The sequence below is a fragment of the Thermopolyspora flexuosa genome (assembly GCF_006716785.1).
Lineage (GTDB): Bacteria > Actinomycetota > Actinomycetes > Streptosporangiales > Streptosporangiaceae > Thermopolyspora > Thermopolyspora flexuosa.
Window position 1 is genome coordinate 2,657,332 of the sequence record NZ_VFPQ01000001.1, and the last position, 13,677, is coordinate 2,671,008.

General features: G+C 73.8%; 13 protein-coding genes. 10 read left to right on the plus strand and 3 right to left on the minus strand.

What is annotated here, in order from left to right; all coding sequences use genetic code 11:
* Window positions 1-88 precede the first annotated feature (88 nt).
* Window positions 89-925 carry a TetR/AcrR family transcriptional regulator gene (locus FHX40_RS11215; RefSeq protein WP_211350235.1) on the plus strand — a complete coding sequence of 279 codons (837 nt, stop codon included), beginning with the start codon at window positions 89-91 and terminating at the stop codon, window positions 923-925.
* Here FHX40_RS11215 and soxR read toward each other — a convergent pair.
* The gene (soxR, locus tag FHX40_RS11220) at window positions 867-1,358 is read right to left on the minus strand and encodes a redox-sensitive transcriptional activator SoxR (RefSeq protein ID WP_142259552.1); all 492 of its coding nucleotides are present in this window, start codon (window positions 1,356-1,358) and stop codon (window positions 867-869) included. The two genes, FHX40_RS11215 and soxR, sit on opposite strands and share 59 nt — an antisense overlap.
* A 578-nt stretch (window positions 1,359-1,936) precedes the next feature.
* Between soxR and FHX40_RS11225 the strand changes: the two genes are divergently transcribed.
* Together FHX40_RS11225 and FHX40_RS11230 are read left to right on the plus strand one after the other, a co-directional pair.
* Window positions 1,937-2,593: a lysophospholipid acyltransferase family protein gene (locus tag FHX40_RS11225; RefSeq protein ID WP_142259553.1), complete on the plus strand. Its 657-nt coding sequence runs from the start codon at window positions 1,937-1,939 to the stop codon at window positions 2,591-2,593.
* A 131-nt stretch (window positions 2,594-2,724) separates the two neighbouring features.
* Window positions 2,725-4,359, plus strand: coding sequence for a penicillin-binding transpeptidase domain-containing protein (locus FHX40_RS11230; protein ID WP_229788171.1), 1,635 nt, complete (start codon window positions 2,725-2,727; stop codon window positions 4,357-4,359).
* A 25-nt stretch (window positions 4,360-4,384) separates the two neighbouring features.
* On the opposite strand, the gene FHX40_RS11235 is transcribed toward FHX40_RS11230, so the two are convergent.
* Complete coding sequence (locus tag FHX40_RS11235; RefSeq protein WP_142259555.1) at window positions 4,385-4,648, minus strand: DUF3040 domain-containing protein; 264 nt, start codon at window positions 4,646-4,648, stop codon at window positions 4,385-4,387.
* 134 nt (window positions 4,649-4,782) lie between these two features.
* Here FHX40_RS11235 and FHX40_RS11240 point away from each other — a divergent pair, with 134 nt between their 5' ends.
* The 4 genes from FHX40_RS11240 (at window position 4,783) to FHX40_RS11250 (ending at window position 10,219) form a co-directional block, all read left to right on the plus strand.
* The gene (locus FHX40_RS11240; RefSeq protein ID WP_142259556.1) at window positions 4,783-5,850 is read left to right on the plus strand and encodes an Rv2578c family radical SAM protein; all 1,068 of its coding nucleotides are present in this window, start codon (window positions 4,783-4,785) and stop codon (window positions 5,848-5,850) included.
* A 132-nt stretch (window positions 5,851-5,982) separates the two neighbouring features.
* Window positions 5,983-6,123, plus strand: a complete 141-nt coding sequence (locus tag FHX40_RS25060) for a hypothetical protein (RefSeq protein WP_170198798.1) — start codon at window positions 5,983-5,985, stop codon at window positions 6,121-6,123.
* 92 nt (window positions 6,124-6,215) lie between these two features.
* Window positions 6,216-9,560: a S41 family peptidase gene (locus tag FHX40_RS25785; protein ID WP_142259557.1), complete on the plus strand. Its 3,345-nt coding sequence runs from the start codon at window positions 6,216-6,218 to the stop codon at window positions 9,558-9,560.
* Window positions 9,557-10,219: a class I SAM-dependent methyltransferase gene (locus FHX40_RS11250; RefSeq protein WP_142259558.1), complete on the plus strand. Its 663-nt coding sequence runs from the start codon at window positions 9,557-9,559 to the stop codon at window positions 10,217-10,219. Before FHX40_RS25785 ends, FHX40_RS11250 begins: the two co-directional genes overlap by 4 nt.
* A 9-nt stretch (window positions 10,220-10,228) precedes the next feature.
* Here the strand turns inward: FHX40_RS11250 and FHX40_RS11255 are convergent, their stop codons facing one another.
* A complete protein-coding gene (locus tag FHX40_RS11255; protein ID WP_142259559.1) occupies window positions 10,229-10,888 on the minus strand; it encodes a WYL domain-containing transcriptional regulator in 660 nt (219 codons plus the stop codon).
* Between the two features lie 333 nt (window positions 10,889-11,221).
* Here FHX40_RS11255 and FHX40_RS11260 point away from each other — a divergent pair, with 333 nt between their 5' ends.
* From FHX40_RS11260 to crcB, 3 genes are all read left to right on the plus strand, one after another.
* Entirely contained in the window at window positions 11,222-12,541 is a 1,320-nt protein-coding gene (locus FHX40_RS11260; protein WP_142259560.1) for a glycosyltransferase family 4 protein, read from the plus strand.
* A gap of 194 nt (window positions 12,542-12,735) precedes the next feature.
* On the plus strand, window positions 12,736-13,215 hold the full coding sequence (locus FHX40_RS11265) for a fluoride efflux transporter FluC (protein WP_229788175.1): 480 nt from the start codon (window positions 12,736-12,738) through the stop codon (window positions 13,213-13,215).
* Complete coding sequence (crcB, locus tag FHX40_RS11270) at window positions 13,212-13,568, plus strand: fluoride efflux transporter CrcB (protein ID WP_142259561.1); 357 nt, start codon at window positions 13,212-13,214, stop codon at window positions 13,566-13,568. Before FHX40_RS11265 ends, crcB begins: the two co-directional genes overlap by 4 nt.
* Window positions 13,569-13,677: the final 109 nt, after the last annotated feature.

Consider the following 13,677-nt stretch of genomic DNA (forward strand, 5'->3'; position numbering starts at 1 on the left):
CCACTGACAGGTATCCGGACGGCCGGGAACCCCGGCCGGCAACGGAGTAGGGAATTCCGCCGCGGACGGCACTGGGAGAATGAGGGGCGTGACCACGGCGTACAGCGGTGGCGGCGACCCCGGCCGCACCATCGAGCTGCTCTGGGGGCTGCGCGACGCTCCCCGGCGCGGCCCCAAGCCCCGGTTCTCGGTCGCCCAGATCACCAGGGCGGCGATCGACCTCGCCGACGGCGAAGGGCTGGCCGCGCTGTCCATGCGCCGCGTCGCCGAGCGGCTCGGCATCACCGCGATGTCGCTGTACACCTACATTCCCGGCAAGGCCGAGCTGCTCGACCTGATGATCGACACGGTCTGCGGCGAGATCGAGCGCCGCGAGCCGGCGAGCGACCACTGGCGTGACCGCCTCGAGGCGATCGCGCACGACAACCGCGCCCTCTACGAGCGCCACCCGTGGCTGGCCACCGTGTCCACCGCCCGGCCCCCGCTCGGCCCCGGGGTGATCGCCAAGTACGAGTACGAGCTGCGCGCCCTCGAGGGCCTGGGCCTCGACGACGTGGAGATGGACGCCGCGCTGACGTTCCTGCTCGGGTTCGTCGAGTCCTGCGCCCGCGCCGCGGCGAACGTGCGCGCCGCCCGGCGCGACTCGGGCACCGGCGACGGCGAGTGGTGGGCGGCCTACGGTCCGCTGCTCGCCAAGGTCGCCGACCCGGGCGCCTTCCCGGTGGCGACGCGGGTGGGCACGGCGGCCGGGCTCGCCCACGGCGCGGCGTACGACCCCGACCACGCCTACCGGTTCGGATTGCAGCGCGTGCTCGACGGCCTCGCCGCGCTGATCGAGTCCCGCGCGGGCGCAGGCCGGGACGGCGTCAGCGGCAGCAGTCCCCGTCGTCCCCCGGCGGCGCCGGCCGGGGATGCTCCACCATGAGCCGCCGCGGGCCGACGCCCTCGGCGCCGAGCCGGTCCCCGGGGTTCGCCAGCTTGCACGCGCCCAGGCTCAGGCATCCGCAGCCGATGCACTCGGTGAGCGTGTCGCGCAGCCGTACCAGCTGGTCGATGCGGTAGTCGAGCTCGGCACGCCACCGCTCCGACAGCCGCTTCCAGTCCCGGCGGGTCGGGGTGCGCCCGTCCGGCAGGTTCGACAGCGCCTCCCGGATCGTGCTGAGCGGGATGCCCACCCGCTGGGACACCCGGATGAACGCGACCCGGCGCAGGGTGTCCCGGGAGTAGCGGCGCTGGTTGCCCGAGGTCCGCCTGCTGCTGATCAGCCCTTTGGACTCGTAGAAGCGCAGCGCGCTCACCGCGACGCCGCTGCGCTCGGCGAGCTGCCCGATGGTGAGTTCCTTGTCACCTACCCGCATGGGTCCCTCTTTCGACCGGCTTGGGGCCTCCACCTTAGTTGAGGTAGGGAGAGGGAGCGTTTGGGGAGGACTGGAGAGGTGGAGGCGCACCGACCGCGCGCCTTTACAAAGTAGATCACACGGGTGATGGCCACACGCGAGACGGCACGCCGACGCGGCGGGCCGCCGCACCGCGCATCGGCCCGCCGGAGGCTCCGCCCCGTGTTTTCATGCCGCCGCCGACCGGGCGCATGCCCTCCTACCTGGGAAAGCCCGGCCGATCGGGGCCGAAACGGTGAGCTCGGGACGGCGTGGCTGGAATAACCACCGATGAGAGTGAGTTAAAGTCGTGTGGCCGATGTGGTCTGAGTCCCCCGGGCCGCAACCATTGCCTTCACGGAATACCGTTCGGCTGGAGCCGTGTTGTGCCTTTCGCCGAGGAGGCGACCGCCACATCGGCCCCTTGGCGTCGTGCCCCCCGTGACAACGGTCGCGGGGGGCACTTCGCTTCCGGGGGTGCTGCGTGCGCGGCGGAGCCCCGCGGCCCCGCCGGGCACGGCCGTTAGGGTTGACTCGCCGGCCGAGATGGGGAGACACACGTGCTGTACCAGCTCACGAAGATCGTCACTGGACCGTTCCTGCACCTGCTGTGGCGTCCCCGCATCGAAGGGGCCGAGCACGTGCCCGCATCGGGCCCGGCGATCCTCGCCTCCAACCACCTGTCGATCGCCGACTCCACCTTCCTGCCGCTGATGCTGCCGCGGAAGGTCAGCTTCGTGGCCAAGGCCGAGTACTTCACCGGCAACCCGCTCACGGCCATGTACATGCGGGCCACCGGCCAGATCGCGGTCGACCGGGACAGCGCCTCGGCCGCCCGGTCGGTGCTCGAGGCCGCCGCCGAGCTGCTGCGCCGCGGCGAGCTGTTCGGCATCTATCCGGAGGGCACCCGCTCCCCCGACGGCCGGCTCTACAAGGGCAAGATCGGCGTCGCCTGGCTCGCGCTCACCACCGGCGCCCCGGTGCTGCCGGTCGCGATGATCGGCACCGACCGGGTGCTGCCGCCGGGCCGCGCCATCCCGCGCCTCGGCCGCATCGGGGTGCGGATCGGCGAGCCGATGTACTTCACCGGCGACCCGAACGACGCCCGCACCCGCCGGGACGTCACCGACCAGGTGATGCGGGCGATCCAGAAGCTCTCCGGGCAGGAGTACGTGCCGATGTACGCGTCCAGCGTCAAGGCCCGCATGAAGGAGTAGGTCGGACTAATCTGCCCGGGTGCGAACAAACCGGCGATTCGGCTCGTCGAATCTTCATATGTGGCGCCCGGACCCGCGCGGCCGGGCACGGCTAGTCTGCTGACGACACCGAGACCGGGGGGATTCGCGTGGTGCGGGGCCGTACGATCGCGATCACGTCCGTCGCCGTGGTCCTCGTCGCCGGGGCGGGGGCGGGCGGCGCCTACTACCTGCTGCGGACGCGGGGGACGCCGCAGGAGACCGCGCGGGCGTTCGTGCAGGCGTGGAGCAGGGGCGACACCGCCGCGATGCGGTCCTGGCTCGCCGACCCGTCCGTGCCGTACGCGGCGGCCTACGAGCGGCTCGCCAAGGACCTGGGGGTGACCGCCACCGAGGTACGGCTCACCGGGGTGAGCGAGCCCCGCGACGACCGCGCCGACGCCGGCTACACCGCCACGCTCACCCTGCGCGACGGCGGCCGGTGGAGCTACCGGGGGGCGCTCCCCCTCGTCGTCAAGGACCGGCACTGGCGGGTCGACTGGTCCCCGCGCGCCGTACACCCGGCGCTCGACGGCACCAACCGGCTGCGGCTGAGGACCGTCTGGCCCACGCGGGCGGCGATCACCGACGCCTCGGGCCGCCGCATCGACCAGGGCGACGCCGGCGGATCGATCCAGCAGATCGTCGGGTACGTCGACAAGGCCGACGCCAAGGAGGCCAAGCGGCTCGGCCCGCCGTACCGGGCGGGGGACCCGGTCGGCAAGGCGGGCCTGCAGGCGACCTTCCAGGAGCGCCTCGCCGGCCGGCCGAGCCTGGAGATCCAGGTGGTGGGCGAGGACGGCAAGGCCGTCCGCACGCTCGACACGATCAAGGGCGCGCCGGGCAAGCCGCTGCGCACCTCGCTCGACCTGACCGTGCAGCAGGCCGCGGTCAAGGCGGTGGAGGGGCTCGGCAAGCCCGCCTCCCTGGTGGCGATCCGGCCGTCGACCGGGGAGATCCTCGCGGTGGTGAACAACCGGGGCGGGTTCAACCGGGCGCTCGACGGCGCCTACCCGCCGGGCTCGACGTTCAAGACGATCACCGCCGCGGCGCTGCTCAACGAGGGGATCGACCCGGCCGAGCCGGTGACCTGCCCCAAGTACGTCACCGTGGGCGGCCTGAAGATCCGCAACTCCAACCACGAGGCGTTCGGCCGGGTGTCGTTCCTGGAGTCGTTCGCCCACTCGTGCAACACCACGTTCGCCCCGCTCGCGGCCGAGCGGCTCAGCGCGCGCAAGCTGCGCGAGGCGGCCGAGTGGTTCGGGTTCAACCAGACGCTGAAGATCGGCGTGCCGGCGGCGAAGGCGAGCATGCCGGAGGCGACCAGCGACGCCGAGCTCGCCGCCGAGTCGTTCGGGCAGGCGAAAATCACCGCGAGCCCGCTGGTGATGGCCTCCGTCGCCGCCGCGGTCGCGGACGGCACCTGGCGGCCGCCCACCCTGGTGCCCGGGCGCGAGCAGATCGCGTCCCCGCGGCGGCTGCCGGACGGCGTGGCCGAGCGCCTGCGCACGATGATGGCCGCCGTGGTCACCAAGGGCACCGCGAAGGAGGCGGGCCTGCCCAAGGGCACGGCGGGCAAGACCGGCACCGCCGAGTACGGCACCGGCCCCGAGCTCGACAGCCACGCCTGGTTCATCGGCTTCCGGGGCGACGTCGCGTTCGCCGTCGTGGTGGAGGGCGGTGGCGGTGGCGGGAAGGTCGCCGCGCCCGTGGCCGCGCGGTTCCTGCGCGCCCTCGACACCCCGTGACGGCTCCCGGCCCGGCGTGGCGCGGTCAGAGCGCGAGGGCGGCGGCGTCGTGCCGGAAGGCCACGATGAGCAGGGCGGTGATCAGCGTGGCGATCAGCAGCCAGCTCACCAGGATGATGATCGTGGCGCGGCTCGGGCGACGGCGGGCGGCGCGGCGGCGCGCGTTGAGCTCCCGGCGCTCGAGACGTTCGTTGAGAGATTCCAGCCGCGCTGCGAGTCGTGGATCGTCGTCACTCAGGTGACGCTCGATCTGTGCGAGCAATCGCTCCTCCTCCTGCGACCAGGCCATGCCGGACCTCCCGCAACGCAAGGTGTGTAGCGACGTTCTCCCCAAGCAGGAAGATCATTAGCCGTATCCCGACCGGCTATTTACGACCGGTTTTCGTGTTGCGGTCAACGCCGAACATGTGTTCTAATCAAGGCGTGCGCTGGGACAATCTGCGGCCGTCCGGCGCCGCCGAGCCGGGGCCGGCGCCCGCGCTGTTCCCCGAGGGGGCGGTGGCGCGGACCTTCGACGCGCCCGGGTTCCGGGGGATCACGTTCTACGAGGTCCGCGCCCGGTCGATCGTCAACCGGGTGCCCGCGACCTCCCGGGTGCCGTTCGAGTACACGATCAACCCCTACCGGGGCTGCACCCACGCGTGCGTGTACTGCTTCGCCCGCAACTCCCACTCCTACCTCGACCTCGGCACCGGCCGCGACTTCGACTCCAAGATCATCGTCAAGGTGAACGCGGCCGAGCTCGCCCGCCGGGAGCTCGCCGCGCCGCGGCTGCGCGCCGCCGACCCGCGCCCGGTGGTCGCGATCGGCCCGAACGCCGACTGCTACCAGCGGGCCGAGGGCCGCTACCGGCTCATGCCCGGCATCCTGCGCGCCCTGATCGACGCGGCCCAGCCGTTCGGCATCCTCACCAAGGGCACGCTGATCCTGCGCGACATCGACCTGCTCGCCGAGGCCGCCGAGGTCACCCGGGTCGGGGTGGACGTGTCGGTCGGGTTCACCGACGAGCGCGCCTGGCGCCCGGTCGAGCCCGGCACGCCCTCGCCGCGCGCCCGCCTGGAGGTCTGCGCCAGGCTCAACGAGCGCGGCATCGGCTGCGGCGTGCTGATGGCGCCGATCCTCCCCTACCTCACCGACGGCCCGCGCGCCCTGGAGGCCGCGGTCCGGGAGATCGCCGAGGCCGGGGCCGTCCGGATCGTGCCGATCGTGCTGCACCTGCGGCCGGGGGCGCGTGAATGGTTCATGGCCTGGCTCTCCCGGGAGCACCCCCGCCTCGTCCCCCGTTACCTGGAGCTGTACGGCCGGGGCGCCTACGCGCCCAGGGCGTACCAGGAGCGCGTCGCCGACCAGGTGCGGCGGCTGGCCGAGCGGTACGGCATCGGCGCCGCGGCGGCGCGCGACGGGGTGCGCACCGGCGGCCGGGCCGCCTCCCGCGCGGCCGCGCCGTTGCCGTCCGCGGTGTCGCCGGCCGAGCAGCTCACCCTGCTGTGAGTCAGAGAAATGCCGGGAATCATCTGATTCATGATGAAATGCGGCAATTGACCGCTTTCCTGGGGTATCAATCGCGGCGCTGTCCAGGGGGCGCGCACCGCGCCCCGGCCATCCATGCACAGGGGGGAAGGCATGGGCGACCAGCGCAAGAAGGCGAAACTGTCGGGCAAGGCGAAGAAGGCCGCGATCAAGGCGTCCCGGGAGGCCAAGCAGGCCAAGAAGATGGCGAGACGGGCGGAGATGACACCGGAGCCCGATATCAATCGGGACTGACGCGAAATCCGGCGGCCGACACCGATTCGCGACGACCGAACGCGCGTCTATAGTGTGCCGGTGACCGCCTGATCACCAACGCGAGGGAGCCGATGCCCGCCTACGTGCGCTTCCCGACGATCTTCCGGGACCTCGTCGTGTTCGTGTCCGAGGATGATCTGTGGATGGTGCCCGTGGAGGGCGGCCGCGCCTGGCGGCTCACCGCGGGCGTCGCGGAGGCGGGCTACCCTCGGTTCTCCCCCGACGGCCGGCAGCTGGCCTTCGTCGGCCGCGAGGAGGGCCCCGACGAGGTCTACGTGATGCCCGCCGACGGCGGCCCCGCCCGCCGCGTCACCTACCAGGGCGCCCGCTGCACCGTCACCACCTGGGACGACGGCGGCTCGGTGATCTACGCCAGCGACGACGGCCAGCCGTTCGCGGGCCGCAAGTGGCTGTACCGGATCAACCCCGACGACCCCGAGGACGTCCCGCACCGCCTGCCGTACGGCCCGGCGAACTCCATCTCCTACGGCCCCGGCGGCGGCGTGGTGCTGGGCCGCAACACCGCCGACCCGGCCCGCTGGAAGCGCTACCGCGGCGGCACCGTCGGCGACCTGTGGATCGACCGGAACGGCACCGGCGAGTTCACCCGCCTGATCTCCCTCGAGGGCAACCTCGCCTCCCCCTGCTGGGTCGGCGACCGCATCTACTTCCTGTCCGACCACGAGGGCATCGGCAACGTCTACTCCTGCACCCCCGAGGGCACGGACGTCCGCCGGCACACCGACCACGCCGACTACTACGCCCGCAACCTGGCCAGCGACGGCCGCCGCCTCGTCTACCACTGCGGCGCCGACCTGTACGTGCTCGACCCGGAGGAGGGCGAGGCCCGCCACGTCCCGGTACGGCTCGGCAGCTCCCCCACCCAGCGGCAGCGCCGGTTCGTGCCCGCCGAGCGGTTCCTCGACAGCGCCGCGCTCAACCACGACGGCAGCGGCCTGGCCATCACCACCCGCGGCAAGGCGTACTCGTTCGCCAACTGGGAGGGCCCGGTGCTCCAGCACGGCGAGCCCGACGGCGTGCGCTACCGGCTGCTCACCTGGCTCAACGACCGCAAGCGGCTGATCGCCGCCGCGGCCGACGAGTCCGACCGCGAGACGCTCGTGGTGCTCACCGCCGACGGCACCGCCGGGCCGGTCAAGCTCGCCCACCTCGACACCGGCCGGGCCACCAACCTCGCCGTCTCCCCCAAGGCCGACCGGATCGCGGTCACCAACCACCGCAACGAGCTGCTGCTCATCGACCTCACCGCCGAGGACCCCGCCCAGGCGACGATGAAGGTGGTCGACTCCAGCCGCTACGGCCGCATCGACGACCCGGCCTGGGCCCCGGACGGCTCGTGGCTCGCCTACACCTACCCGACCTCGGCGCAGATGACCGCGATCCGGCTGTACAAGGTCGCCACCGGCGAGACCTTCGACGCCACCCGGCCGGTGCTGCGCGACCGCCGCCCCGCCTTCGACCCGGGCGGCGACTACCTCTACTTCATCGGCGAGCGGGTGTTCAACCCGGTCTACGACTCGCTCCAGTTCGACCTCGGCTTCCCGCTCGGCACCCGGCCGTACGTGATCACGCTCCGGTCGGACGTGCCCGACCCGTTCGTGCCGCAGCCGCGCCCGCTGAAGGAGTCCGAGCAGGACGACAAGGGCAAGGAGCCGGGCGGCGGCGCCCAGGGCGAGAGCGCCGAAGCCGCCGACGGCACCGACGGCGCCGCCGAGGCCAAGGGCGGCGACGGGCCGCAGGGCAAGGACGGATCCGGCGGCTCCGCCGAGGGCGGCGACCAGGGCGACGCCGACAAGCCGCTGGAGATCGAGATCGAGGGCATCGAGCGCCGCGTCGCCGCGTTCCCCGTGCCCGAGGGCCGCTACGGCCGCATCGTCGGCATCAAGGGCAAGGCGATCTACTCGATCTACCCGGTGCAGGGCTCGCTCGGCGACGGCTTCTTCTCCGACTCCGACGGCCCGTCGGGCAGCCTGCGCATCTACGACTTCGAGAAACAGAAGCACGACCACTACATCGGCGGCGTCACCGACTTCGCCCTCGGCCCGGACTTCGCCACCCTGCTGTACCGGTCCGACCGCAGGCTGCGGGTGATCAAGGCCGGGGAGACCCCGCCGGACGACGACACCCCGAGCCGCTCCAGCGGCTGGATCGACCTCGGCCGGGTGAAGGTGTCGGTCCGCCCGGACCTGGAGTGGCGGCAGATGTTCCGCGAGGCCTGGCGGCTGCAGAAGGAGCACTTCTGGACCGAGGACATGGCCGGCATCGACTGGGAGGGCGTCTACGAGCGCTACCTGCCGCTGGTGGACCGGGTGAGCACCCGCAGCGAGTTCTCCGACCTGCTGTGGGAGCTGCACGGCGAGCTCGGCACCTCGCACGCCTACGAGATGGGCGGCGAGTACCGGCCGCGCCCGCACTACTGGCAGGGCAAGCTCGGGGTGGACTGGGAGTACCGCGACGGCGTCTACACGATCGGCCGCATCGTCGGCGGCGACTATTGGGACCCGGAGCACACCTCGCCGCTCAACCGGCTCGGCGTGGACGTGCGCCCCGGCGACGCGGTGCTCGCCATCAACGGCCAGCCGGTCGGTCCCGGCAACAGCCCCGGCAAGCGCCTGGTCAACCTCGCCGGGCAGGAGGTGCAGCTCACGGTACGGCGCGGCGACGGCCCGCCGCGCACCGTCACGGTGCGGGCGATCTCCGACGAGCAGCCCGCCCGGTACCGCGACTGGGTGGAGGCGAACCGCGCCCACACCCACGAGCGCACCGGCGGCCGCGTCGGCTACATCCACATCCCGGACATGGGGCCGGAGGGCTTCGCCGAGTTCCACCGCGGGTTCCTCGCCGAGTTCGACCGCGAGGGCCTCATCGTGGACGTGCGGTTCAACGGCGGCGGCCACGTGTCGGCGCTGCTGCTGCAGAAGCTCGCCCGGCGCCGCCTCGGCTACGACTACCCCCGCTGGGGCGTGCCCGAGCCGTACCCGCCGGAGTCGCCGCGCGGCCCGATGGTGGCGATCACCAACGAGTGGGCGGGCTCGGACGGCGACATCTTCAGCCACACCTTCAAGCTGCTCAAGCTCGGCCCGCTGGTCGGCAAGCGCACCTGGGGCGGCGTGATCGGCATCTGGCCGCGGCACCGGCTCGCCGACGGCACGGTGACCACCCAGCCGGAGTTCTCGTTCGCGTTCGACGACGTGGGCTGGCGGGTGGAGAACTACGGCACCGACCCCGACATCGAGGTGGACATCACGCCGCAGGACTACGCGCGGGGGATCGACACCCAGCTCGACCGGGCCATCGACGTCGCGCTGGAGCGGCTGGCGCAGACCCCGCCGCACACCCCCAACCCGGCCGACCGTCCCCGGCTGCAGATCCCCAAGCTTCCGCCGCGGCGATGAGCGACCGCCCGCCTCCCGGCCGTACGGCCCCGCCGGATCCGGTGGCGGCCGGGACGCGGACGGCCGCGCCGCCGTACGTGCCCGAGGTACGGCTGCGCCTCGCCGACGAGGTGTTCGGGCTGTGGGGGCGCACCGGGCGGTTGCCGTACTGGGCGTTCGCGTGGGCGGGCGGGCTGGCGCTTGCCCGGCACGTGCTCGACCATCCCGGCCTGGTGGCGGGCCGCCGCGTGCTCGACCTCGCCTCCGGGTCCGGGCTGGTGGCGATCGCCGCCGCCCGGGCGGGGGCCGCGTCGGTGCTCGCGGTCGACGTCGACCCGCTCGCCGGGTCGGCGATCGCGGCCAACGCGGCGGCGAACGGCGTGGCGGTGAGCGTGCTGGTGGCGGACCTGCTCGACGCGCCGGGCCGCGGCCCGGCCGGGGCGGAGGCGGCCGAGGTGGTGCTCGCCGGCGACGTGTTCTACGAGCGGCCGCTGGCCCGCCGGATGCTGGGGTACCTCGAGCACGCCCGGCGGCGCGGGGCCGGGGTCGTCGTCGGCGATCCGGGGCGCGCCTACCTGCCCCGGGACCGGTTCGTCCGGGTCGCCGTGCACGAGGTGCCCGGGTGCGGCCTGCTCGAGGCCGCGGACACCGTGCCGGTCACCGTCTGGCGCCTGCCCTGAGGGTCGGGCCTACCGGTCGGCGTAGGCGCGCAGCCGGTCGGCGAGCGCCCGCACCTCGGCCCGGAGCGCGTCCGGCTCGACGACCCGGAACGGGAGGCCGAGCCCGGCGAGCAGGTGCGCCACGGCGTCCAGGCGCGCGGCCTGCGTGGTGAACAGCACGCTCTGCCCGTCCGGCGTCGCCGCGAGCGTGCCCGCCGACGGCGGGATGCGGCGCCGCGCCGCCTCCAGGCTCGTGCCGAGCACCACGCGCACCCGGTACGGCGTGCCGGGCGCGGCCGGGGCGAGGTCGCCGGGGCCCGCCGCGGCGTGGATGCGGTCCCGCAGGCCGGCCGGGAGCAGCCGCTCGATCTTGGTGAGCGCGCTGCGGGCGGCCGCCTCGCCCAGCGGCAGGCCGGCCCGCTGCCCGGCGATCAGGCCGAGCACCACGGCCGTGATCTCGTCCCCGGTGAGCATGAGCGGGGGCGGCCGGTGGCCGGGCACCAGCCGGTAGCCGCCGTGGCGGCCCCGCTCCGCCACCACCGGCACGCCCATCTGGACGAGCCGGGTCGCGTAGCGGCGTACGGTGCGCTCGTCCACCCGCAGGTGGACGGCGAGCTCGGGACCGGTCATCCCGGGGTGGGCCTGGAGGAGCTCCAGCATCGCCAAGACCCGGGACACCGGGTGTTGCATGCATCGCTCCTTAGTTATCCGGACGGACCTTGTCCGGATAAACCCTACGGCCGCCGCGGAGTGCCGATGACCACGCGAGCGGCCCGCGGACCGCACCCTCCCGCCAGGTGTTCCTCACCGCCGCAACACAAAGGGAACTGGGCGCGTCTAACCGGCAGAAGATACAGCGAAAAGCGCGATCTGCCGTATCAGGGATATCAAGCAGCAGACGGGTAACTACTCTCCGTGACCGGACGTAATGGATATCCCGCCACGGACGAGGGGCACGCGGGCCGGACGGGGGCACCGCGGGCGGTCGCGGCCGGCTACAAGCGGAAAAAGGGGGCTCCGCACATGAGAAGACGGGGGCGTACGGCCGTGGCCCGCGTTGCGGCCCGGCGGGTGCTGTCGGCGCTGCTCGGGCCGCTCCACCGGTTACGCAGGCGCGGCACGCCTCCCCCGCACGCCGAGACCGTGCGCCTGCTGTTGCTGCACGCCTACGGCATGGGCGGCACGATCCGTACGGTGCTCAACCTCGCCGGTCACCTCGCCCGCGACCGCGAGGTGGAGGTGGTCAGCCTCATCCGCGAGCGGCCCGAGCCGTTCTTCCCGATCCCGCCGGGCGTGCGCGTCACGGCGCTCGACGACCGCCTCGCCCCGCGCGGCCCGGCCGCCCGCCTGCTGTCGCTGCTGCCGAGCCTGCTCATGCCCCGGCACGAGAAGGCCCGCCACCGCTGCACGCTGTGGAGCGACCTGCTGCTCGTGCGCTACCTGCGCTCGCTGCGGTCCGGGGTGCTCATCACCACCCGCCCGGGCTTCAACCTCGCCGCCGCCGCCTTCACCCGGCCCGGCGTGATCCGCGTCGGCCAGGAGCACGTCACGCTCAGGTCGCACCACCCCGACCTGGTCAGGCGCATCCGCCGCCGGTACCGGAGGCTCGACGCGCTGGTCACGCTCACCCGCGCCGACCTGAAGCACTACCGGCGCGAGCTTAAGGGGGTCATGCCGCGCCGCCTGGTGCGCATCCCGAACGCGATCCCGCCGCTCGCCGGGGACGTGTCCCGGCTGGAGGAGAAGGCCGTGGTCGCCATCGGGCGCGTGGTCCGCGCCAAGGGCTTCGACCGGCTGGTGCAGGCCTGGCGGCACGTCGCCGCCGCGCACCCGGACTGGACGCTGCGGATCTTCGGCGCGGGCACGCCGGAGAACGAGAGGAGGCTGCGGGCGCAGATCGCCGAGGCCGGCCTGGAGGGCAAGGTGCTGTTCCTGGGCAGCACCCCGGAGGTGGGCGTCGAGCTCGCCAAGGCGTCGCTGTACGTGGTGAGCTCGCGCTACGAGGGCTTCGGCATGACGATCCTGGAGGCGATGAGCAAGGGCGTGCCGGTGGTGAGCTTCGACTGCCCGCACGGCCCCCGCGAGATCATCACCCACGAGCACGACGGCCTGCTGGTCCGGCCCGGCACCCCGGCGGCCCTCGCCGAGGCGATCCGCCGCCTCATCGAGGACGAGCCGCTGCGCCGGAGGCTCGGCCGCAACGCCCTGCGCACCGCCGAGGCCTACCGGCCGGCGGCGATCATCCCGCAGTGGGACCGGCTTCTCGCCGAGCTGGTCGCCGCCCGGGGTGGTCACGAGCGGAGCGGACGGGAGCCGGCCAAAGCCGCTGCCTTTACTTTGTAGATTTCTAGCCGCGCCCCCTGCCGCCGGTGCCGTACGCCCCCGCCGACACGGTGCGCGAGGCCGACACCGGCGTGGGTTCGGGGCGGAGGACGGTATCGTGAGGGCACGGCTCCCGGGCTCCCCGGCGCCTGACGGCGCCTCTCCCCTCACGAGCCGGGCGCCGGTCACGCGCAGAGGTCCTGTCGGGGGTTGTCGTGCCGGAGGGTCCCGCCGTCCACGGGGACGCCGCCACGCGGCGCGCCGCCGAGCCGCGCTCCCGGCGGCGGGGAGACGGTACGGCGGGCGTGATCGCCGCGGTGTCGGCCGGTGGCGCGATCGGCGCGATGGCCCGGCACGCCCTCACCCTCGCGTTCCCGGCCTCCCCCGGCGCCTTCCCCTGGACGCTGTTCGCCGTCAACGTGGGCGGCTGTCTGCTCATCGGCGTGCTGATGGCGGCGCTCGGCGAGGGCCGCGGGGCCCGCCCGCTGCTGCGGCCCTTCCTCGGCACCGGGGTGCTCGGCGGGTTCACCACGTTCTCGGCGTTCGTCCACGACGTCCACCTGCTGCTCGACGCCGGGCGGCCGGGCATCGCCGCCGGCTACCTGGCGGCCACCCTCGCCGCCGGCCTCGCCGCGGTGGCGCTCGCCGTACGGGTGACCCGGCCGGCCCTCCGGCGCGGGAGGGCGGCGGGATGAGCGTGCTGCTGGTCGGGCTCGGTGCCGCGCTCGGCGCCCCGCTGCGCTACCTGGTCGACCGAGCGGTGCAGAGGCGGTTCCGCCCCGCCTTCCCGTGGGGCACCTTCATCGTGAACGTGGCCGGGTCGTTCCTGCTCGGGCTGCTCGCCGGGCTCGCCGCCGGCCCGGGCACCATGGCGTACGCGGGCGCGGGCTTCTGCGGCGGGCTCACCACCTACTCGACGTTCGGCTACGAGACGCTGCGGCTCCTCGAGTCGGGGAGACGATGGCGCGCGCTGCTCAACGTGGCCGGAAGCGTGGCCGCCGGGCTGGCCGCGGCCTGGGCCGGACTGGCGCTCGGCGGCCTGCGGTGAGCTCCGGTACGGCGGGCCCGCGCGCCGCGGGCGGTGACGCGGCGCCCCGGCACGCTCCCGGATCCCCGGGGCGTCGGCATCCCCGGTGCCGGGCCGCGGCAGGCCGATG